Annotated in this window: 23 protein-coding genes and 1 pseudogene; 14 read left to right on the top strand and 10 right to left on the bottom strand. The window is 57.7% G+C overall.

The window, feature by feature from the left end; translation table 11 throughout:
- The first annotated feature begins 278 nt into the window (after positions 1–278).
- The 3 genes from M1R55_RS30960 to M1R55_RS30950 all read left to right on the top strand — a co-directional run bounded on the left by M1R55_RS30960 (position 279) and on the right by M1R55_RS30950 (position 2,909).
- The gene (locus M1R55_RS30960; protein WP_249396747.1) at positions 279–821 is read left to right on the top strand and encodes a DUF402 domain-containing protein; all 543 of its coding nucleotides are present in this window, start codon (positions 279–281) and stop codon (positions 819–821) included.
- A gap of 186 nt (positions 822–1,007) precedes the next feature.
- Positions 1,008–1,448 (top strand): alpha/beta fold hydrolase, encoded by a 441-nt coding sequence (locus tag M1R55_RS30955; protein ID WP_249396746.1) that lies wholly within the window; start codon positions 1,008–1,010, stop codon positions 1,446–1,448.
- Positions 1,449–2,090: 642 nt separating this feature from the next.
- The gene (locus tag M1R55_RS30950) at positions 2,091–2,909 is read left to right on the top strand and encodes an alpha/beta hydrolase (RefSeq protein ID WP_249396745.1); all 819 of its coding nucleotides are present in this window, start codon (positions 2,091–2,093) and stop codon (positions 2,907–2,909) included.
- A gap of 90 nt (positions 2,910–2,999) precedes the next feature.
- Here the strand turns inward: M1R55_RS30950 and M1R55_RS30945 are convergent, their stop codons facing one another.
- The 9 genes from M1R55_RS30945 to M1R55_RS30910 all read right to left on the bottom strand — a co-directional run bounded on the left by M1R55_RS30945 (position 3,000) and on the right by M1R55_RS30910 (position 10,018).
- The gene (locus tag M1R55_RS30945; RefSeq protein ID WP_249396744.1) at positions 3,000–3,371 is read right to left on the bottom strand and encodes a hypothetical protein; all 372 of its coding nucleotides are present in this window, start codon (positions 3,369–3,371) and stop codon (positions 3,000–3,002) included.
- Positions 3,364–3,660, bottom strand: a complete 297-nt coding sequence (locus M1R55_RS30940; RefSeq protein ID WP_249396743.1) for a PadR family transcriptional regulator — start codon at positions 3,658–3,660, stop codon at positions 3,364–3,366. The genes M1R55_RS30945 and M1R55_RS30940 overlap by 8 nt, the downstream gene beginning before the upstream one ends.
- 141 nt (positions 3,661–3,801) lie before the next feature.
- On the bottom strand, positions 3,802–4,494 hold the full coding sequence (locus tag M1R55_RS30935; protein WP_249396742.1) for a metallophosphoesterase: 693 nt from the start codon (positions 4,492–4,494) through the stop codon (positions 3,802–3,804).
- Positions 4,495–4,650: 156 nt separating this feature from the next.
- Positions 4,651–5,901: a hypothetical protein gene (locus M1R55_RS30930; protein WP_249396741.1), complete on the bottom strand. Its 1,251-nt coding sequence runs from the start codon at positions 5,899–5,901 to the stop codon at positions 4,651–4,653.
- A gap of 264 nt (positions 5,902–6,165) precedes the next feature.
- Positions 6,166–6,645 (bottom strand): inorganic diphosphatase, encoded by a 480-nt coding sequence (locus tag M1R55_RS30925; RefSeq protein ID WP_249396740.1) that lies wholly within the window; start codon positions 6,643–6,645, stop codon positions 6,166–6,168.
- A gap of 351 nt (positions 6,646–6,996) precedes the next feature.
- On the bottom strand, positions 6,997–7,968 hold the full coding sequence (locus M1R55_RS30920; RefSeq protein WP_249396739.1) for a hypothetical protein: 972 nt from the start codon (positions 7,966–7,968) through the stop codon (positions 6,997–6,999).
- A 119-nt stretch (positions 7,969–8,087) separates the two neighbouring features.
- Positions 8,088–8,294 (bottom strand): hypothetical protein, encoded by a 207-nt coding sequence (locus M1R55_RS30915; RefSeq protein ID WP_249396738.1) that lies wholly within the window; start codon positions 8,292–8,294, stop codon positions 8,088–8,090.
- Between the two features lie 160 nt (positions 8,295–8,454).
- Positions 8,455–9,003 carry a DUF4304 domain-containing protein gene (locus M1R55_RS32585; protein ID WP_371827346.1) on the bottom strand — a complete coding sequence of 183 codons (549 nt, stop codon included), beginning with the start codon at positions 9,001–9,003 and terminating at the stop codon, positions 8,455–8,457.
- 397 nt (positions 9,004–9,400) lie between these two features.
- Positions 9,401–10,018: an SUKH-3 domain-containing protein gene (locus tag M1R55_RS30910; protein ID WP_249396737.1), complete on the bottom strand. Its 618-nt coding sequence runs from the start codon at positions 10,016–10,018 to the stop codon at positions 9,401–9,403.
- Between the two features lie 201 nt (positions 10,019–10,219).
- Between M1R55_RS30910 and M1R55_RS30905 the strand changes: the two genes are divergently transcribed.
- The 3 genes from M1R55_RS30905 (at position 10,220) to M1R55_RS30895 (ending at position 12,978) form a co-directional block, all read left to right on the top strand.
- Complete coding sequence (locus M1R55_RS30905; protein ID WP_249396736.1) at positions 10,220–11,419, top strand: ISL3 family transposase; 1,200 nt, start codon at positions 10,220–10,222, stop codon at positions 11,417–11,419.
- The gene (locus M1R55_RS30900; protein ID WP_256566089.1) at positions 11,350–11,868 is read left to right on the top strand and encodes a transposase; all 519 of its coding nucleotides are present in this window, start codon (positions 11,350–11,352) and stop codon (positions 11,866–11,868) included. Before M1R55_RS30905 ends, M1R55_RS30900 begins: the two co-directional genes overlap by 70 nt.
- Positions 11,869–12,435: 567 nt before the next feature.
- Entirely contained in the window at positions 12,436–12,978 is a 543-nt protein-coding gene (locus M1R55_RS30895; RefSeq protein ID WP_256566088.1) for an ATP-binding protein, read from the top strand.
- A 53-nt stretch (positions 12,979–13,031) separates the two neighbouring features.
- On the opposite strand, the gene M1R55_RS30890 is transcribed toward M1R55_RS30895, so the two are convergent.
- The gene (locus tag M1R55_RS30890) at positions 13,032–13,589 is read right to left on the bottom strand and encodes a hypothetical protein (RefSeq protein WP_249396733.1); all 558 of its coding nucleotides are present in this window, start codon (positions 13,587–13,589) and stop codon (positions 13,032–13,034) included.
- Between the two features lie 380 nt (positions 13,590–13,969).
- Between M1R55_RS30890 and M1R55_RS30885 the strand changes: the two genes are divergently transcribed.
- The 8 genes and pseudogenes from M1R55_RS30885 to M1R55_RS30850 form a co-directional block, all read left to right on the top strand.
- The gene (locus tag M1R55_RS30885; protein WP_249396732.1) at positions 13,970–14,593 is read left to right on the top strand and encodes a hypothetical protein; all 624 of its coding nucleotides are present in this window, start codon (positions 13,970–13,972) and stop codon (positions 14,591–14,593) included.
- Positions 14,594–15,296: 703 nt separating this feature from the next.
- A protein-coding gene (locus M1R55_RS30880; RefSeq protein WP_249396731.1) for an IS630 family transposase occupies positions 15,297–16,296 on the top strand; the annotation gives its coding sequence in 2 pieces (ribosomal slippage) (positions 15,297–15,764 and positions 15,766–16,296; 999 coding nt in all).
- A 195-nt stretch (positions 16,297–16,491) separates the two neighbouring features.
- On the top strand, positions 16,492–16,644 hold the full coding sequence (locus tag M1R55_RS30875; protein ID WP_249396730.1) for a hypothetical protein: 153 nt from the start codon (positions 16,492–16,494) through the stop codon (positions 16,642–16,644).
- A 124-nt stretch (positions 16,645–16,768) separates the two neighbouring features.
- Positions 16,769–17,140 carry a hypothetical protein gene (locus M1R55_RS30870; protein ID WP_249396729.1) on the top strand — a complete coding sequence of 124 codons (372 nt, stop codon included), beginning with the start codon at positions 16,769–16,771 and terminating at the stop codon, positions 17,138–17,140.
- A gap of 521 nt (positions 17,141–17,661) precedes the next feature.
- Complete coding sequence (locus M1R55_RS30865) at positions 17,662–18,105, top strand: transposase family protein (RefSeq protein ID WP_249396728.1); 444 nt, start codon at positions 17,662–17,664, stop codon at positions 18,103–18,105.
- 36 nt (positions 18,106–18,141) lie between these two features.
- Positions 18,142–18,501: a transposase family protein gene (locus tag M1R55_RS30860; protein ID WP_249396727.1), complete on the top strand. Its 360-nt coding sequence runs from the start codon at positions 18,142–18,144 to the stop codon at positions 18,499–18,501.
- Between the two features lie 36 nt (positions 18,502–18,537).
- Positions 18,538–18,780, top strand: a complete 243-nt coding sequence (locus M1R55_RS30855) for a hypothetical protein (RefSeq protein ID WP_249396726.1) — start codon at positions 18,538–18,540, stop codon at positions 18,778–18,780.
- A gap of 102 nt (positions 18,781–18,882) precedes the next feature.
- Positions 18,883–19,536: pseudogene (locus tag M1R55_RS30850) on the top strand (transposase); the annotation flags it as partial.
- Between the last annotated feature and the right edge of the window lie 16 nt (positions 19,537–19,552).

The following is a 19,552-nucleotide window of genomic DNA, read 5'->3' as shown; positions in this document are numbered from 1 at the left end:
CCAGCCCCATCTCCTACACCGCCCACGCCTGCTCACTCTCGGCATCGGTATAGCGCCCCTTCAGCTCCCGTTTTGGTGGCATCACGAAGGTCACAGTTGCGCCTCAATCCTCGCCTGCACGTCCAACGACACCACAAAGCCCCAAGCGCCGGAGCAGGGCACTGACCGACGTAACATCTGTACGTCGGACGTTCAAGAGCTGTTATGAGTGGCCTGACTGACTCATCTCCTGAGGCAACTGAGCGTTGACGCGGCGAGTCTTCGTGCAAGCATGCGGTATGCATCCTGTGCGGATTGAATCTCTGGACATCCACGCGCTGACCCACACGCTCGACCACGGCCCTGGCGAGGCGCCCGTGACCTACCCCGTTCTCTGGGCGCAGGAAACCTCGTATGGCCTGCATATGGCCCGGGCTTTCGTGGGACATCCGAAGATTCACTTCATCGAACGTCATGTGATCCCGGCTCTAGGATTGCTCGTCAACCGGTTCAGTGGAACGGACTGGATCACTCAAAATAGCTACTACGTTGATATAGCGTCGATCTCCACCACAGGGTCGTGTTGGGTCACCCGAGATTTGTACCTGGATCTGTCCATTCGTTTGGATGGAACCCCGACGGTTTTGGATACCGATGAGTACCTGACCGCGCTGCGTGAGGGACTACTGAAACCGGACGAGGCCGCATGGAGCCTGACTTGCCTGCACCAGGTGGTCAACGGCGTTCTGGCGCACCGTGATCTAGAAGTGTGGTTGCGGACGCAGGGCGTCGAGCTGAGCTGGCGCGGTGCACCGTCCCTGACGTCTGCTGCAACGCCCTGATCTCATTCCACATGACCGCAGGATTTCTAGTTCCCTATGCAAGGGTGTTGTGGTGCCCAGAGGCCGCTGAGTGGTGAAGCAACCCTTTGCCTGGATCTGAAAGTCCAAAGCTGTCAGAACCCCTGCACCATACCAAGTTGCTGCTGGAAGCCGCGTGGCGCCGCCTGCGCCCAATCAAGGAACCCCATGCCCCACCTGAACATCCCTGACGCCCAGTTGTACTACGAGGTCTGGGGCGATGGCCCCCCCCTGGTGCTGCTGCACGGTAAAGGCGGCGACCACCGCATATGGGCTGAGCAGATCTCCCACTTTGCGCCTGAGTCTACCGGCATCGCTTTCGACCACCGGGGGTGGGGGCGCTCCAGAGGTCCGCTGCCCGAGCCGTGGGTGAATACCTTCGTGCCGGACCTGCACGCCCTGCTCGAGTACCTGCACGTCGGTCGCTTTCACGCCATCGCGCAGAACATGGGCGGCTACACCCTCCGGGCCTTCCACGCCACGCACCCTGACCGACTCAGCCGGGTCATCATGAGCGGTACCACCGGCGGGCACATCCCCGACGCCTGGCGCGAACGAGCCGCACGGGCCGCGCAGGCCTCCGAACAACAACGTGCGCAATGGCAATAAGGGCTGGCTCGACACCCGGCCCTCTCGCTCGACACGTACCGCAACGCGCCTGACCGTGCGGCCGCATATGAAGCCATCACCCGTACCGCTCCGCACCACCCTTTGCCTCCTCCTCGCCCCCCAGGCACCCGCCATGTACGCACCCTGTTCATCCATGGGGCGCTCGACACCATCTTGCCAGTGGACCTCGTCCGAGCGGTGACTATCGAAGGGGGATGGCCCCTGCGCACCATTGAGCGGGCCGGTCACGCGGTGTACTTCGAATGCCCTGCAGCCTTCAACGCCCTGGCCACCGCCCATCTACGCGCCTGACGGTGACTTGGCGCCTCCGGGACCTTGAGCCGGACCTGCGTGAAGGTCAAAGTGCCGGAAGACGCCCATCACCTCCACCGGCATGACGCCTCGCTGCATTTCAGACGTCCAGGGAGGTTCCACGAAAGCTGTCCACCACTGGCAAGTTTCCCTTGGGTTGCTGGGAAGAAGCTCGCCTGCATTGGCTCACGCTTGAGAAGACGGAGCCCCCCGCGCGTTGCATGAACTCTCGCGTACGTTAGAGGCATTGGTCGCCCGAATAGGCGAGCGTAGGGCCTCCCAAAGACATTGGGCACGACCAGCGTGGCATCTCTTCTCTATCTTCCACACATGTACCCCACCGATTTCCCACCCGCAGATTTAGAATTGCAAGCGGATCTGCCCTTCAGCCGACACGGCTTAACACTCGATCTACTTCGAGCCCAGCAACGACCCTCCTCTCCCGTTCCAGCCATTCTCCATCTGCATGGTGGCGCTTGGATCATGTTGGGCAAATGGGCGGTCGACAATGTGTTTCTCGCACGCGAAGGGTACGTCACCTTCAGCGTGGACTACCGCCTGGCTGGCGACGCCCTCTTCCCAGCGCAAATTCACGACGTCAAAACAGCCGTCCGCTGGATCAGAAAGCACGCTTCAGAGTTCGGGATTGACCCCACGCGGATTGGCGTCTGGGGCATCAGTGCAGGCGCACATCTCGCGGGACTCTTAGGCACCACCAACGGCGTAGAAGCCTTCGAAGGACGGGACGGAGGGTGGGAAGACGAAGAGTCCGCAGTTCAGGCGATCGGCAGTGTCTGTGGGCCAATGGATCTGCTGGACCCCTCATGGGACCACGGAACAGAGCCGTTTCCCTTATTCGGCGAACCGCTTCTCCATGTTCCAGCGCAGGCGCTGGCGGCCAGTCCAATCACCTCTGTCTCCGCCAGCACGCCCCCATTTACCTTCATCCATGGGCAACAGGATGAAGTGGTTCCCGTTCTCCAGTCAGAAAGAATGCATCTGAAATTATTGGCGTTGGGCCGCTCGACGCAATTGCATGTTCTGGACGGTGGGCATGAGATCAACCTCACGCATACGCAGAGGATGGAGCAGCATCTCAGTGCGTTTTTCGATCAGCACTTAGGCCGACCTGACATGCGGTCAAGATAACGCGGGAGGTGCCAGCAAAGTCATCAAGAGAGGGCACGGGAAAACTGACTCTGCTGCTTCCAGCTCTCTGAACTACCTGATGAGCCAGAACTAAAAACCATATGGAGTGGCGGCTTTCACGTCGTCCTCAGTCACCCTGAAGAAGCGGAAGACCCGGAGAGGAGAGAGCAGAAGCCATTTCAAGGTGACGAACAACAAGTGCACAACCGCGCGCGGCTGACTCTCCTGTGCCCGAAACGTTGCCAGGCCGCACCCCAAGACAAATTGTAATGTCCCACACGGGGAGTGCAGTTCATCCAGTTGGGCGAGCCACTCCTGTTCCCGAATCTCCTGCCGTTTGGGCAGGTGCTGTGCAAGAACGCAAATCCACCGCTGGGCTTGGTGAGTGACCAACAGCCCCAGGAGGATGACGAGCAAGGCGAAGGGGATCAGAATCAGCAGGGCATACAGGACGTCAAGCATGGGGCACTCCTCCTTGCAGGGTGACGAAGAGGGAATCGCGTTCCCGTTCAAAGGTGCGCATCCCTTCTCCAGTCAGGGTGTAAAAGCGCCTGGGGCGGCGGCCAGCGATATGGGGATCGATGTCCTCCCAAGTTCCTAGGAGAAGACCTGCATCTTCGAGCTTGTCGAGGATGGGATAGAGCGTCCCGTTGCCCAGGTGAAGCGCTTTGGAAAGCGAGAGACCGTAGTGCGGTTCAATGCCGTGGTACAGCAGCGCAAGAACGCGCAGGGCATTCGGGGTCAGACGCATTCCGCGAGGCATACTCTTACTTTCGACTATGGGGGGAGCAAAGTCAAGCGAAGGACGAGAACTCACGCCTCCACGGGCACCTGTGCGTTGTTTGGTGGAAGAGCTGCTCAATACGGCTTGACGACACAGTGGCGACCTGAACTACTCTCCACTCATCAGATAGGTCGCTTCGTCCTCTGGGTTCGGCCCGAAAGCACGCACCCAGTCGCTCGCGGCTTGCCAGTCATACACCACCCGTCGGAAGGCGATACTCCAGCGTCCTTTCCGCTGCTGCAACAGCGCCCAACGCGCCCGAGGATCGCCATCCACTTGATTTCCAACCGCCCCAACATTCACGACCAACGTGTCGTCAATCATCGTCAAGCCTTCGCGATGCGTATGCCCACACAGCACAACGCCAGCATGGAGTGGCTGAACCAGTGAACGAAGCTCTTGAGCTGACCGCGCGAGGTATGGACCCCGTTGCCAGGACCACATCAGATGCCCGGAGGGGTCGTCTGGTGCCCCGTGACAGGCATACACCTGCCCCCCTGCCACCTTGGCTGAGAGCGGGAGGCGAGTGAGGTGCTCGACAGCGCCGAAGGGGAGCTGCGAACGCAGCCAGCTGTTCAAAACATCATTCTGGTTGAGGTGCGGCTCGGCACTCCCGAGCACTTCAACTGCTGTCAGGGATCGTTGTTGCTCATAAGCACGCCCAGGATCGGCCTGTCCTGTCACCTGATCACCCAAATTAAGGATTAAATCTGGCGATTCGCTGCTGACCTCGCCGAGGACTGCTTCGAGGGCGAAGGCATTTCCATGCACATCGCTGATGACCGCAATTCGAAGCGACATGCCGTCACTCTACTGGGGCAGCTGTGTTCTCAAGAGCTGCTGAATGAGCCCGCCCCACATCAAGCACTCTATCCTAAACGATAGTAGGTCAGAGAAAATTGAGGGGTTTTACCTGGGTAAATTAGGATGCATCCGTTGCGTAGCGAGATATAACGTCTAGTTTCGGCTTGGGGTACCAGAGCTGCTAGAGGCCTCAACAACAGCGGTGTATCGCCACTCGCCTCCTTCATGGCACCACCGCCCCTGCTTCGAGCGCAGCAGCAGGCCCGGAGCTTCCAACTGCCGCCCTTCCTCCGTCACCTGAACTTCTTCTACTCCCAAGACTCGGATTTCGTCTATTCCACTTGCCAACAGCGGCTCACTCGACGAGAACGAGAGGCACGCCTGTCCCATGACCTCACCCTCAATCTCATCATTGCCAAAGCGCAGGTATCGACGATGCAGGAGTTGGCCCCCACTCAACACGATGACATTCATGGGGTCAAAACCACGTAACCACAGCTTTGACGACGCACGGATCCAGACCGACTCGCCACGCTGTGCCTCAAACGCGGCCACCTCTTGCGCACGCTGCCGGTGGACCCGCATGGCGGACTCGTTCGCCCGCTGGTGGACTGCCCGCGGTATCTCGCCAACCGTACGGGGTGCCAACCGCTGGGCAAGCACCTCGTCCAAGCTCATCGAAGGCTCCGCAAGGTTCAACTTCCACTCCAGCCCCGTCCGGTCAAGCAACACCGCCCATGCGGCACCGACCCCATAAGCACGTTGCCTGACCTTTAAGACGTCCCCTTCGACACGCGGACATTGGTCAAGAAAGGACACCTCAACGTAATGAGCAAGTCCCTCAATTCGCTCCATGGCCCGCTCATAGTTCAAGTGTTGGGGGTGCAGGGACAGCTGCCGACGTCTGCGCCATTCCAGTGCTTCCCCAGCAGGAGTCTGCCAGTCGTGTCTGTCGTGTAGAGCACAGGTGAGGGCTTCATCTTCCATGACGGCCAGCGCTAGCATTTCCTCGTCATCATTCGGATACGTGAATGCGTCCAACTCGTTCGATTCCCATGCGGGCGATGGGTTCAGCTGTTGAAAGACATGAAATGCCTCATGGACGGCGATGGCAGCAAGCGTCTTCGGGTCGCTTGGCAGGCCGTTCAGCATCAGGCTTGCCGCCACCACGCCGTTTTCCAGCACCGTCGCTGTGTTGGCTGTCACGGAAGGATGCCGTCCTCGGAAGACCAGCCGGTTCGCATCACGGGTCCAAGCGTGACTCGGCGGCGGCGTGTGGTACAGCGTCGTGTTCTGGCCGTCGAACACGATATAGGGCGTATTCTCCGGATGGAACTGGGGCCACAAGGAACGAGACGTCATCAATGACAACGCCTGCTCGAACAACAAGAGGGATTGGGACATAGATCTTCCTTGGTTTGCCAACAGTGTATGCAGAAGGCGGGAGCGCAGTCCATTGAGCCCACCAGTCACCTGCCGCAGCAACCACCTGCGGAGCAGCATCGATGCTCTCTCAACACCAACTTTCGCGAGAAGAAGACGCAAAGAAGGCTCTCTCAGTTCACTTGGCTAAGAATTCATCTTAGCAGAAGAACTTTTCTAAGTCGGCTTAGGTCAGAAAAAGGAGAAGATTTTACCCGGATAAAAAGAGAGTCTGAGAACGCGACGTCAAACATGTTCAGGGAGGCGGGTACGCAGCCATTCTCGGGCGGCATCACGTCCAAGCCAGGCATCACCATCGCCCAGCTGTGGGTACACCGCCATCAGGCGGTGCCGTTCTTCATCCAGCAGGGTGAGCAGGTCCGGCTCCTCGCCCAACGGTACCCCTGTGATTGCGAAGAACTTGTGATCACCGTCCGAACGAACGAACATGCCGATCAATGCCGCTTCCAGCACGTCACCCGGCGTAATGGACTGGTCGTCCACCACGTACACATCAAAATGCACGTCCGGCGGATGCCCAGTGCCCCGAATCCAACCGTAATGGCCGGGAAAGGCGCGGGCATACGGTAAGGAGCGCCAGGTGGTGTGTTCGAACACACCACGCAACGGGTCATATTGCACGCGGAATGGTTCGTGGCGCGGCTGCTCAATGACAGCGAACACCCAGTTCGGGTGCTGCGGGTGCAGTGCCTGCACATCAGTCATATCGTTTTCCTTCTTGTCACCAAACGCTGCAACAGATATAGAGGTAGCTTCATCTCGTCAGTATCAAGGTTGCAACGATCCGGGAGGAAAACCTGTCCAGCAGATTCGACTCCCCGACTACGCTTCTCTTCCAAGGAAACCTGTTACAAGCACGTCTTTAGTTCAAGTTAAGGCATCCCCAGCAGCTCTACTCTTTCTGATAACGCGAATTACCCACAATGATTCACTCTAAAAAAGGTTCAGCGCCACGGGAAGGAAGAAAGATTCGGGCCAAAATTGGGGCTGGGGAAGCATCGCTCAGCGAGAGCCTAGGCCGTTTTCGTTTGCATATCCCCTCTGGCTCAACACGCGCTATCGCCTCAGAACCTTAAATTTCACTGGCGCGGGCAAGAGATACGGCTGACCTTGATCGGAGCCGACCCCAAGGAGAGGCCCAAAGGTTGCGCGGAGCTCATACTCGCCCGGCGGTAGCTTCTTCCAGTCCATCGTTTCCACCGTCCATTGAGCAGAAGCCAATGCCTTCGTCTGACCAGGTTCAAAGGTCGCTTGGTAGCCGATGGTGAGACACACCTCCATGGAGGGCACAGGGAGAACAATCTCCTTCCTCTTCGTTGCCACCCTTCGAACCTCCATGTGGAAATCGCAGGCACCATATTCAAACGCCACAACGCTTGAGCCAGTATTCCGCACGAGCAGAGAGATCGGCAGGGTCTTACCTTGCCGAACGGTGCCTGGAAGACTCAGCTTCGCTGCCAAAGGTGCATTCAAGGCTGGCCCCGTGGGCAACGCTCGAGGTGGCAAGGTAAAGATCACCACAGCGTCGAGCGGCACGCCAGCGGCGCGAAACACGGCTTCTGCTTCATCCCGTTGAGAAGGATGCTGTAAACCAACGACCACCCGTTCAAGTCTGGATGCGAATTGAGAGAAGGTTCGGCCCCGAATATGATTGAGAGCGTCATCCGCTGCCGCCAGATACTTCACCCCACTCCCCTGAAGGAAGCGAACTTGACCCGGCCGTGCACCGAGCACCTGGAGGAAGGAGTTGTGACCGGCCTGAACTGCCCTCAGGATCTGGAGACGAACCGCAGGATCTGTGGAGTTCACCGCTAGGTACAGCGTGTCACCATAGACCTCGAAGCCGATGTACTCCGGATACTGCTTGTGCAACTGCTCTTCGATCATTGGAAACGGGTTGGTGTCTTGCGGTTGAACAAGGACGGCGGAAATTGCAACAGGAGCAGGGAGGGACTGGCCAGAGGCCGTCAGTCCCTGACTCAGTAGGACGAGGCTAGCTCCAGACTGAATGGCAACGGACTTCAGCATGACTCAGCGTGCCGCCTAGATGCTGATGTGGGATGAGCATGGAGAAGCACAAGAGATTTCGGAGAATCTGAGGTACGGAGAAGATCCCTCCTAAGCGGCCTTAGGCGACAGGAACGGGTTCATATGTGATCTTCAGCGGGGAGGAGAATTGGGTCGCCATGTGATCGTGCGGCGATGGTTTCACCCGTGAGGTCAACGAGTGCCAATTGTTCACCGGAGTGCAGCTTCGCAGCGCTGTAAAACACGCGGGCATCATTGGATTCGGCTGAACTGGAGATGATTCTGGTCTCGCCAGTGTTCTCCGTGAGAATCACGCGGTAGGTCATTGCATCAGCATAGGCGGCAGATAAATGAGATAGCCGAACGGGTTTCAATCACATTCACCTGAAAGTGTCGGTTAGGGTGTTCGAGGCCGTGTCTGTCGGCCTCGAAGGTAAGGCAGTGAATATTGGCCCTAAGAGTATTTAGGAAGGAGTTTGCTGGCTTCTAGGCTGGTGTCAGACGTTGCCGAAGGAGAGCAAACTCTTCGCGCACTGCTGAAGCCCGAGGACGTGTGCGCGGATATCCCCAATCCACGAATCGGAGTGCTTGTTCATTCCAACCGCACGCTTCGCAGATTCGTGCAAACAGGAGGCTGTGAAATTCTGCGTGATACGTCCCAACCACCGCGTCTTGAGGGGCAATAGTGCGCAAGTTTTCTACTCCGGCTTGAACTTCTCTTCGGAATACAGCTTCGGCCTGAGTAAACAACGGGGCGACGTCTTCGCTGAATGGTTCACGTAGCCAGCGTTCGCCTACGCGTGTGCGAAACGCACACTGGTACTCCTTGAATGTGGATGCCAACCCAACGTCAGGGAGGAGGCCAAGGGGATGGGCACCGAGATTCACGTAGAAGTGGACACCGTCATGGCTCCGCTGGACGTTGACCACCCAGACAAATCCATCGCTCGTGGCGTGCATGGTTGGTCCACTGCCCTGGTATCCAGCACGTCGCGCTGCATGACGCAGGAGCGTAGGAAATCGAAATGAAGACATGCACCGCAACTCTATCCCTACGAGCTTCAGCAGTTCCAGAAGCGCGTTGGAAGCTGAGTCTCTGGGACACTTTCAGTCAGCCTGTGGGTGGGCTTTGTGGGGGCCGAAATTATTAGATTCCAGGGTGGATTTGGTCAGTTATGCAAGATAATCCGCGAGCGAACCCAGGCCAGGCCAGCACGCTTGTTCGATGTTTCCCCGGCGACTCTTAGGGTGATGCTGCTGTGCCCTCGTCAGCAGCCTGAAAGTGCGATCTGCTTTTCCGAACTTCGGGGCCAGTAGGTCTGAATCGAACGACTACCCTGGCAAGCGTCGGCCTGAGCAAGGGAGTAGTCCTGATGGGAACGAGCTGAGTTTGCATTGGTGCTGAGTGAGGTGGCGGGCTCTGTAAGGCGTGTCACTTCACGAACTGAGGGCGAGCGTAGGGGGTTTTGAATTCGGCAAAGGGGTGATCCCACCGATAGATGCGCCACTCCAGCGCCTGTCGACGGTGCAGCATCGCCTGGTACGCCGGGTCATGCCAGTCGCACCCTCCCCAGCGGTACTGAAGCATACGGAAGTTCAGTTCATTCCATTCCACCTGATCTGGGCTGGGGTGGCGCAAGATCAGCTCTTCTCTCACACCCCCGAACAATAGGTCGTCCAGTGAGCCGAACGCCGTGGCGTCATAGGGGAGATCACAGGCATAGCACCGACCATACTCATCCATGAGGAAATGCATCCAGCCATCTTCCGCTCCAATGGGAAACAGGCGAGCGCCAATCCGCCGTTCGAGCGGCCGAACAGCCTGATGCCAGTCTGGACCACAGGCCGCCGAGTAGTAGTTCCCGCCCGGATCTCCCAGGCCTTCGACCTGCTCAAGGAATGCGATGGCCGCCGGGAATGGTGTCCAACCCTGTCGGATTCGTTGAGCGAGGAGGGCCGTGAGATCCACGCGGCGTCCGGTGAACCAGCCGAGAGTCTGAAAGTAGGTCTTCAGGCGTTCACTCCAGGGCACCTCATGGGCTTCCGTCATGCGGACAGTATGGATCGTGGCGTGGAGTGCTCTGGAGAAGGAGCTGAGTGGTGTGGGCCTGAATTCAATTGGATGCTCTTTGATGGTTCCGTAGAGCGCTGTGAATGCGAGAGATGACGCCGATCTATGTGGAGTGAACCCAAAGTACCGGTTCACCGTCATTTTTGATGATCCCCTCAGGAACTTGGCCTCCAATAGGGTATGGAAAACGAAGCGTTAACAGCCCTCTTTCTGGGACAGCTTCCTGGGTTTCGGCTGGATACGGTGCAGGTCGCAGAGACCGTTGTAGTGATCGCCACCAGCATCCAACCGACGTCGGGCTGTCCGACGTGTGGTACCTCCAGTGCTCGAGTTCACAGTCGGTATCGCCGTCACCTGAGTGATCTCCCAGCAGGTGGAACATCGGTGACGCTCGAACTGGCTGTTCGCCGCTTCGTGTGTCAGGAGCCGTTGTGCCGACAACACATCTTTTGTGAGCGGTTTGTCGATGGACTCACGCCTTCCGTTCGTCGAAGTCGGCGGGCGCTCGCGGTGATCCAGCACGTGTCCGTGATTCTTGGGGGCAATGCTGGTGCCGCCCTGCTGAAACGGATGCAGTGTAGGGTCAGTGCATCCACCGTGCTGCGTGCAGCACGGCTCCTGCCGCCAGTGGTGCGATCCGTGCCCGAGGTCATTGGGGTCGATGATTTCGCGTTTCGGCGGGGTCACGTGTATGGGACAGTCATCGTCGACCTCGAGACACGCAGGCCGATCGAACTCCTCTCAGATCGAAGCGCAAGCACGCTGGCGGCGTGGCTCAAACAGCACCCACACATCAAAATTATCAGTCGAGACCGTTCATTGGAATATGAAAAGGGAATTTGCGAAGGCGCACCGATGGCGCAGCAGGTTCTGGATCGTTGGCACGTCTTGAAGAACTGTCGAGAAGCGCTGGAACGTCAATTGGCACGCGACCGCACGGCCATTCTTGAGATCTGCCACGATCAGGTTCCGTTACCGTCGCTCCCACGCACCCACAGTGAACAGGCGCGCCGGTCAGAACGTCAGCAAGTACGTCAACAGGTGTTTGACCGAATTCACGCGTTGTCCATCAATGGCCGCAGTCAACGCGCTATCAGCCGCAAACTGTATGTGAGTCGGGGACGGGTTCGAGCTGCTCTCACGGCTAAGGTACAACCGCCGCTTGGTCGGCAGCAGAGCCGCTCAGGGATCTTGGCACCCTTCTTGTCGTATCTCCAACACCGCTTCTCGCAAGGGGAGCGCAACGCTGGACAACTCCTGCGGGAGGTGCGCCAGCAGGGATTTTCTGGCTCGCGTAAGCGTGTCGCGCAATGGATGCAGATGCGCCGCACGGCACCAGCAAAGACCACGCCCGGCCCGTATGTCGCTATGGGGCGGTGAAGAGCGGGCCGATCCCGACGTCCGCTCACGCAGTGAGCGGTGCGTCAGAGCGGGCGTGGACGTTTCAGCACCTGGTCTGGGTCATGCTTCGAGATCAAACCAAGCTCGACACGCAGGATCAACAGATCCTAGCTGCCATCAAAGCTCGTTCTGAGGTCGTGAGCACGGCTCACGACCTCACTCAGGCCTTCACACGGTTGATGCGTGAACGACAGCCGCAAGCCCTCGAATCCTGGTTCCAATCCGCGAAGACGTCCGGTCTACCGGACTTCGTGACGTTCGCCCGCGGTCTCGAACGCGATGTTGTCGCTCTGACAGCAGCCCTTGTGCTGCAGTGGTCAAACGGCCCAGTCGAGGGCATTGTCAACAAAATAAAATTGATCAAACGTCAGGCGTATGGCCGGGCCTCATTTCAACTCCTACGACAACGCGTGTTGATGGCTGTGTGACGAGCAATCACCAAAAATGACGGTGAACCTGTCCGAGGGGGTCAGTCCAAAGGCTAGATCTCACCGAGGGAGGCCGCAAGGTCTGAGTCGGCCTGGGGGCGCAAGCAGCACAGAGAGGCTGTCACGCCCGGAGAGCTGTGCCGCGACTGTGGTCTTCGCGCGTCGTCAACAGAATCAAAGACTTCCATGCGGTGACCACGGGGTACGAAAAACGCGGCCGGAACTTCTTGCTGAGCCAGCGCCCATTGCCCCACCTGTTGAACCTGCTTCCACCATTCCCAAAGCCCCAGTGCGTGAAGAGCGTTAGCCCTTCAGTATTCGCCTCCGACCCTTGCAGAGAGCCACCCTCAATGCCGTTGTGATGGAACTGAAGCTGGCAGGCTGGCCGGTGAGCCAGGAAGCCGCTTTAGAGTAAATAGTGCAACTGCTTGAAGAAGATGGCGAAGTGCGGGCCAAGATCACAGCATGATTGACCAAGGCCTCGTAAGACTCACTTCGCGAAGAACAATCAATGCACCACCCCTTTATGAGGATGGCGGGCGTGGCCAAGAACAGTAAGGTCTGGGGGTGACCTCGCCACTCCTTCTGGTTGTTTCGGGCCTTCCTGCAGCAGGTAAATCGACACTCAGTGCACAATTGGCCCGAGAACTGTACCTTCCTTTTGTCACCAAAGACGACTACAAGGGTCTGGTACTCGCGCGACAGCCAGACCTGCCCCGTGAGGTGATAGGCCCGCTCAGCTTTGACCTGATGTGGCATGTGGCAGGCGTGACTCTGGCAGCGGGCATCGACACCCTGTTGGAAACCCATTTCTATCGGGGCATCAGTGAGGCTAAGATTTTGGAGCTCGCGCAGGCGCATCGCGCCCGGTTGGTACAAATCTTTTGCCACGTACCACTGGAAGTCTTGCGCGAACGGCATGCGGCGCGCGTCGCTTCAGGGGCACGTCCCGGCATCGACCTGCCGTTTGATCATGCCTTAGCACCGGCCAATTGGTGTCACACCCCGCTGGCACTGGGTCAAGTACCGTGTTTGGAAGTGGACACGTCCTTGCGTGACCCACTCCCGGAAGCGTTGAGGTGGGTCAAGGACAGACAGCAATCTGACTGACACCCCAAACGCGACCAAGGGCAACACAAACCAATGCCGTTCTCAATACACGGTCAAGACATTGCCGCTGGGTCGGTCGTCCAACTCAGGATCCGTTGAGCGGTCTGCTCTGGCGTCAACTCGGTCACGTCGAAGGTCGTTCCTGACCAGAACACGTCAGGGTGATCGTGCCAGCGCTCCCAGCGCATGTCATCCCACCCGCCCTCCATGAGCACATCGGGACGCCAGTCCGGATAGGCCTCGTGTGCGCGCATCCAAGCAGCCCAGTTCAGCATGTCTTGAGTGGCGAGCCCATCACCCCGAGTATGCAGACGCCGGATGCGCTCCACATCGCCCACATCTAGGAGAAGGTGCCGGACGCCTCGCAAGCGGGGGGTAGAAGGCGCAGCGAGCACTTCGCCCAGTGGACACTGACCGAGTAGGCCGAAATCACCTTCAGTGTGCAGCGCCGTCTGAACCCACTGTTCGAGGAGCTGTTGCCGCTCGGCTGTTCCGCCGCCCTTCCAGCGCTCATCAAAGTCGTGCCATTGCACCGTCGGGCACACGGCACGGAGCAGTGGAAGGAGGGTGGATTTCCCGGAACCAGATGCACCGCTGATGACAAAGAGCATGCCAGCAAGCTAGGGCACTGGGCGGGATAGATGCGTCTGCTGACTGGCCTATGGCGTGTCCGCCACGGTGGTCTGCGAATCAAGGTGGAGTTCGACATACTGACCCGATGGATGTCCTGAATTGCACAGTTTCAACGCCTCTGTGGGAGCAATGGTCGAGCAATTTCTCGCCATCAACCCAACCGTTCTACGTTTCAGATACGCTGGCCCAACAACTGCGTCCGCTCCCTTTTTGGAGCAGAGCAGAGTTTTCGGCCCTGCAACTTCCCTTGACCTTCACCGATACTTTTCAGGGCTACGCGGTGCCCTTGGGAGCTCCCTGGGTCTTCCTCCTCGCTGAGGCAACGTATGCTGCTCTCCCGCCCGCAGTACGGCTGGCCTTGCTGCACGAGCAGCATCACCATGGCCGAGCATTGGTCGAGCGGCTTGATGATTGGCAGACTCGCCTTCCTGAGGCGAAGGGGATCTTTCAGACTTTCGCGGAGGGTGAATGGTTTGTCTGGTGGCCGTCCCTCTGGCATCAACTCTCTGGATCAGCCCGCGAGCAGGTCCTGTTGGATTTCATCACCAAAGACCGTCTGGCGCATCGTGGGGAAGAGTTAAGCACGCAGCAGTGGGAGCGCATTCAGCGAACCCTGCCAGGCGTTCGACCGCTGGCGGGAACGTTTGCATCTCAAAGTGGTCCTAATTGTCTGGGGACGACGTTGGCGGCCTTCGGCATACCGAATATGGCAGAGCTCTGGCTGCATGGTGGCCCATTTGAGCGTTGGCTGGAGGCCGTGACTGTGGCGAGCAGCGAGCTGGATGCCTTGGGCACCATTCTGGTCTGGCGTGATGCGGCTGGTCGAGTGCAACATGCTGGGGTTGCGCTAGGGGAGGGGTGGTTGTTTCACAAAGAAGCGCAGAGCTGGTCTGCACCCCGTCAGATCGTGGGACTTTCTGAAGCCCTTCGCCGGTGGGACGAACCTGGGTGGCGGGTCACGTCGTATATGGTCCAGTCATAACAAGATGCCTGTGATCCTCAACCACCCCTACAGCGTGTCGGCCAAGGCTGAGGGCTCACTTTTGAGCAGAACAGCCTCGTTCCGCCTTAGCGCCCCTCGATGACACTCAGGTTCACGAGGCTGGTGATGGCACGTTCTCCCGTGCGCTCGTGGAGGTCGAGTCCGTCAATCCTCTGCTGACGGGTGGAGCCCCCTTACCAGTTGGAGGAACAGGTAGACCACTTTCTGGCCGATGTTGCTTCATTCTTCCAGCGGTTGACGAGTGATGTACTCATACCTGTCTCGGATGAATCAGATTTTTTCGTCCAAGCAGACACCGTGACCTTCGATGGAATGCCGGGAATCCGGGCGGCAAACGTGCACGAGGCTGTGTCCTCCACCTATCCGGGAGGAGGCACAGGCCCGCCCAAGTTCTGCACGCCTTCTCCTCAAAGCTTGATGGTGGCCCTCAAAGCCAATGAGGGGACGATAACCGGAGAGATTTCGGTGAGGAGGCCAAGTTAACCTGATCCCTGGGTGCATTGCTCTTCGCTGCGCATTGTTCCCTCTCAGGCCACCTAGGTCACGATTTCCGGTATGCAGACGATCACTTTTGGACGAGCAAAATCCCTCCTTGGTTTGAGGTTTGCGCCCGCTGCTCTTGTGCTTTTGCCCTTCACTTATTGATACCGGTGTAAATGTGGGTTGCTATCTTGGGTGAACTATGGTCCCTTGGCAACCCTCCAAGTACACCCGCGCTCAGCTGGAAGAACGACGACTCGCCGCCCTATCCGTGATCCAAGCCGGTGGTCAGACCAATCAGCAGATTGCGAATCAATTTGGTGTCTCCATCCACACCATCTACACCTGGAAAGAGCGTCTCAAGCGCCAAGGCGGTTTGGAAGCCACCGTCACGCCCGGTCGGCCGGGCCGCTTGACGCCGGAACAGCGCCAACAGATCGGCACCCTCCTGCAGGAGGGTGCTCGCGCGTTTGGGTTTCCGGATGACACGTGGACGACGCCTCGCGTGCGTGAGGTCATCGGTCGTCGGTTGAGCGTGTGGTACCACCCGGATCATGTTCGGAAGCTGCTCCACCAACTGGGATTTTCACCTCAACGACCAAGCAAAGGGGCGCTCGAGCAGAACGAGACAGCACTGCGAACCTGGGTGCGGACCACGCGCCTGGAGGTCGAAAAAAAAGGTCGCGCTCGGCGCGACCCTGGTGTATCTGGATGAGGTGGGTTTCAGTCTGAAGGGTGTGGTGCGTCGAACGTGGGCCCCGAAGGGAAAGACGCCCATCGTGCGTCTTCCGGCCAGTTGGCAGAAGCTGTCGACCATTGGTGCGATCACCTCTAGGTGCCAATTCCTGCAGCACACTCAGCCAGGAGCCATCAAGACGGACCATGTGGTGGCATTTTTGCACCATGTCTTAAAGCAGGTTCCCGGTGAGGTCGTCGTAGTGCTGGACAATGCCGCTATTCACCGAGCGAAAGCCGTATCGGCTTTCGTAGAGACCGTAGAACGTCTGACCCTGATTTATTTGCCACCTTACTCTCCAGAATTGAATCCCATAGAGAAGGTCTGGGCGTACGTCAAGCGCAATGTCCTGGGCAATTTCTGTGCCAAGACGACCAAAGAACTCAAAGAGCGGCTCCGTTCGGGTTGGCAGCGGGTGCGGTATATCAGCCTGCCACAACGGCTTATGACGGCAACTCCGATTTAAACCGGTATCAATAGATTTCCCAGTCACGTTGTCGCCAGTCAGGCAGTCGGACAGGACGTACCGTTCGATCAGGGGGGGCCCGCCGGCCCGGTCGTACACCTTGACCAGTGGGCAGGGCACCTCATTGTTGAGGAGGCCGCCGATCACCTGCTGCCCTGGGGCCTGGTTCGCGATGGTCAACCGCAGCCGGACAGGGTGCCCGGCCAGCGCCAGCTCAAGTTGCTGCAGTTCCAGGGTGGGCCGCCCTGGAGTGGGTATCTGCGTCTGCCCTCCCGTCGTCGACAGGCCGAGCGTGAGGGCCAAGAGGAGCGTGCGGTGCATGCCCCCAGCATGGGTGCGGTCACCTGACGCGGGATGAGCTCACAGCACTCAACGGCTCGTCGTGCCACCCGGACTCCTCCCTCCGGAACCGATGTCCGTGGAGGTCAGGTCTGGTGCGCCATGATTCCCTGTACAGGCCCCTACTACGGGCATGTCAGACCTGCTGCCATCCGCCCTCCAGGCGCCGCCCGCTTTCAGCGTCTGGCATACCTTAGCGCTGTATCGGCTCCACTGGTCTGTGGAAAATATGCATCAAACCCTGAAAGGACGAGGCATTGATCTCGAAGCGACCCGCTTGACCAAGGGCACACGGATGAGTCTGCTGTTTGGCGTCGTGTCATTGGCGTTCGTCTGGTGCTGCTTGAGTGGAGACTTCGTTGCGACCAAGTCTCCACCGAAAACGCTCAAGCACAGCTTCCCGCAAAAAGTCTCTTTCGATTGGGCCTCGATGCTCTTCAGAGCGCATTGTCAAGTCGGCCCAAGAAAAATAATGCGTCTAGACTGTCATTGCAGCGATTTCTGACCACTTTTGACCCCTAGAGAGGCATCAGTTATATTACTGAACAGAACTTAAGTGAGGTAATTATGATAAGATCGCAGGCTTTAGTCTCTGCTCTAGTTATATTAACATGCGTGGCATGTTTCCCTCAGAAAATTCCTCCTCGAAAAGAAGATCTCTATGGCACATGGATAATTAGGAACGCCCGTCCCTCATCTATCATCGTAATCTTTAATTCTGACGGCAGCTTTCAATGGGGTGAACGATCATATCCGGTAGTAGTTGGAACGTATAAGCTAGATCCTGAGAAAATGAGACTCAGATTTATTAATCTTGATGGATCAGGTTTCTACAATTTACCCGTATCCTACTCTGCTGATGCTGCAAGGAAATACTTGATTGGCCTTCCGAATGAAGATTTTTTGAGCAAAATGGATTAAGTGACATTTTTAAGATTAGACGAACTCTCTACGTAATTGCGTCTGAAATCCAACCAAGCACCACTGAGTAGACCTCTTGCGAAAGTCATGGGCTAAGCTGGCAGCGTGGAGCGAGACCGTCTGACACGCACGCTGAAGATGAATCGCAAGCAGTTTCGTCGACGCACCGGGGTTCACCCGGAAACCGTTGCCGAGATGGAAACGGTGCTTGCACAACGGGAAGAACGGAAGAAGAAATCTGGCCGCCCAGCCGCACTCAGCGTGGCTGAACAACTCCTGATGACGCTGGAATTCTGGCGTGAGTACCGTACCTTCGCACACCTGGGTGACGACTGGGGCGTGCATGACGATGGCGTGCACCGCACGGTGGAACGCGTGGAAGCGGCCTTGATTGCCAGTGCGCGGTTCCAGATGCCCAGAAAACGCGTATTTCAGGAAGCGCAGCTCGTCTACAGCATCGTGGCGGTGGATGCTTCTGAAGTGCCGTGTGAACGGCCCAAAAAAAGCAGCGCGCTTGGTACAGCGGGAAGAAAAAACGTCATACCCTGAAATTTCAGCTGCTGATCTGCACGGTGACACAGCGCCGTGTTGGGCACCGCCACGAGTGCTGGGGCCGTTCATGATCTGAAGCTGTTCCGTCAGTCGGGTGTGCGCTTGCCCCACGACACGGCGCTGATCGGGGACGCCGGAGACCAGGGACTCTGGCGGAGCCACGGGCACGCCATCACCACCCATAAGGCGACGCGAGCGTCGCCCCTCTCCGCCGAACAACGCCAAGAAAACCGCGTGCTGGCACATGCCCGGCAGGGCACCCTGCATGCCATCCGTCGTACGAAGATCTTCCGCGTCTTGAAGGGCGTGTACCGACATCGGCGGCGTCGGTTTGCGCTCCGAGTTCAGCTGATCGCGGCGCTCTGCAACCTCACCCGTGCACGTCCCGCCTGACTTTCGCAAGAGGTCTAGTGGATACTAGCTATAGAAATGGATTTGAATCAAAAACTGGTGATTGCATCGCAAATAAATAGCGTGCTTGATGACGGTTTTAATTCTGTAGCCAATAGGATGGATACAACAACCAATGAACAGGTAGTCTACGGAGCCATTCGTGTCGACACTGCTCTGCCTAAAAGCAACGGCGAAAATAGTGTAATGACTTCAGCATCAACATCAAAATATGATTTGATGTTGGCAAACTACAGCATACTATGCATCATTCAAAAATGATATGTTCAAGGGGTGTTGATCTAGACAGTAACGTCTAGTCTCTGACTACCAGTCAAAACTCAGCAGCAGGTCGTTCAGGTATGGCGGGGCAAAGGGACACCTTCGCCTGCACAACTGGCCCTGAAGCTGCTCCGTACCGTTCCCCCTGCGTTGCTGTCGGGCAAGCGGCGTCCCCGTTTACATGCAGACGGGGGCTTTGAGAGTATTGAGTTCATTCAAGGTGTTCTTGCTCATGGCCTTGACATCGTGGTGGGTGTCCGCTGTACACGCAAGCTCAAGGATGGCCGTCAGGTGCGCGATCTCATGGTCAGAGGCGATCTGGTCAAGCCCTGTGGGCTTGACCAGATCATGTGTATCTCCTGGGTCTGGCTGCACCGGAATAAGGAGCCTGAACAACGCTTTGTGATGTCCAACCTCAATCTTGGCGGCATCTATCTCGCACGGGTCGGGAAAGGGCGCTGGAGGATAGAGGCGTTCTTCAAAACGATCAACGGGCGTTTTGGACTTGAACGCTTTGCCCAACACAGCAAACAGGGCGTGTTTCGTTGGTGGTGTCTCTCCACCTTGGCCTTTTTGCTCTGTCATGTCCAAGATCTGGAAACATCCGTGACGACACCACAGGTCTGGCCAGATTGGGGAGCTCTAGCGGGAACCATTCGGTTCTCCTTTGTTCCAGAAGTCCGTCGTCAAGCACTTCTTCTAGAATTGGCTGCCCTCGATGCCTTCCAGCACGCAGAAACCCGCCTCAAGATTTAAGGTGCAAATACTGTGT

Origin of the sequence: Deinococcus sp. QL22 (assembly GCF_023370075.1) — a bacterium.
In the GTDB taxonomy this organism is placed as follows: Bacteria; Deinococcota; Deinococci; order Deinococcales; family Deinococcaceae; genus Deinococcus.
Note: the sequence above shows the minus strand (reverse complement) of the source record. Positions and strands in the feature narration are given on the sequence as shown.

What these genes read in the sequence shown, in the direction of transcription:
- M1R55_RS30870 (WP_249396729.1), top strand. Translation starts at nt 16,769, where the DNA reads ATGTCAGACCTGCTGCCATCCGCCCTCCAGGCGCCGCCCGCTTTCAGC.
- M1R55_RS30915 (WP_249396738.1), bottom strand. Translation starts at nt 8,294, where the DNA reads ATGACCTACCGCGTGATTCTCACGGAGAACACTGGCGAGACCAGAATC.
- M1R55_RS30855 (WP_249396726.1), top strand. Translation starts at nt 18,538, where the DNA reads ATGGATTTGAATCAAAAACTGGTGATTGCATCGCAAATAAATAGCGTG.
- M1R55_RS30960 (WP_249396747.1), top strand. Translation starts at nt 279, where the DNA reads ATGCATCCTGTGCGGATTGAATCTCTGGACATCCACGCGCTGACCCAC.
- M1R55_RS30890 (WP_249396733.1), bottom strand. Translation starts at nt 13,589, where the DNA reads ATGCTCTTTGTCATCAGCGGTGCATCTGGTTCCGGGAAATCCACCCTC.
- M1R55_RS30930 (WP_249396741.1), bottom strand. Translation starts at nt 5,901, where the DNA reads ATGTCCCAATCCCTCTTGTTGTTCGAGCAGGCGTTGTCATTGATGACG.
- M1R55_RS30945 (WP_249396744.1), bottom strand. Translation starts at nt 3,371, where the DNA reads ATGCTTGACGTCCTGTATGCCCTGCTGATTCTGATCCCCTTCGCCTTG.
- M1R55_RS30940 (WP_249396743.1), bottom strand. Translation starts at nt 3,660, where the DNA reads ATGCGTCTGACCCCGAATGCCCTGCGCGTTCTTGCGCTGCTGTACCAC.
- M1R55_RS30920 (WP_249396739.1), bottom strand. Translation starts at nt 7,968, where the DNA reads ATGCTGAAGTCCGTTGCCATTCAGTCTGGAGCTAGCCTCGTCCTACTG.
- M1R55_RS30900 (WP_256566089.1), top strand. Translation starts at nt 11,350, where the DNA reads ATGGATGCAGATGCGCCGCACGGCACCAGCAAAGACCACGCCCGGCCC.
- M1R55_RS30950 (WP_249396745.1), top strand. Translation starts at nt 2,091, where the DNA reads ATGTACCCCACCGATTTCCCACCCGCAGATTTAGAATTGCAAGCGGAT.
- M1R55_RS30910 (WP_249396737.1), bottom strand. Translation starts at nt 10,018, where the DNA reads ATGACGGAAGCCCATGAGGTGCCCTGGAGTGAACGCCTGAAGACCTAC.
- M1R55_RS30935 (WP_249396742.1), bottom strand. Translation starts at nt 4,494, where the DNA reads ATGTCGCTTCGAATTGCGGTCATCAGCGATGTGCATGGAAATGCCTTC.
- M1R55_RS32585 (WP_371827346.1), bottom strand. Translation starts at nt 9,003, where the DNA reads ATGTCTTCATTTCGATTTCCTACGCTCCTGCGTCATGCAGCGCGACGT.
- M1R55_RS30925 (WP_249396740.1), bottom strand. Translation starts at nt 6,645, where the DNA reads ATGACTGATGTGCAGGCACTGCACCCGCAGCACCCGAACTGGGTGTTC.
- M1R55_RS30905 (WP_249396736.1), top strand. Translation starts at nt 10,220, where the DNA reads ATGGAAAACGAAGCGTTAACAGCCCTCTTTCTGGGACAGCTTCCTGGG.
- M1R55_RS30955 (WP_249396746.1), top strand. Translation starts at nt 1,008, where the DNA reads ATGCCCCACCTGAACATCCCTGACGCCCAGTTGTACTACGAGGTCTGG.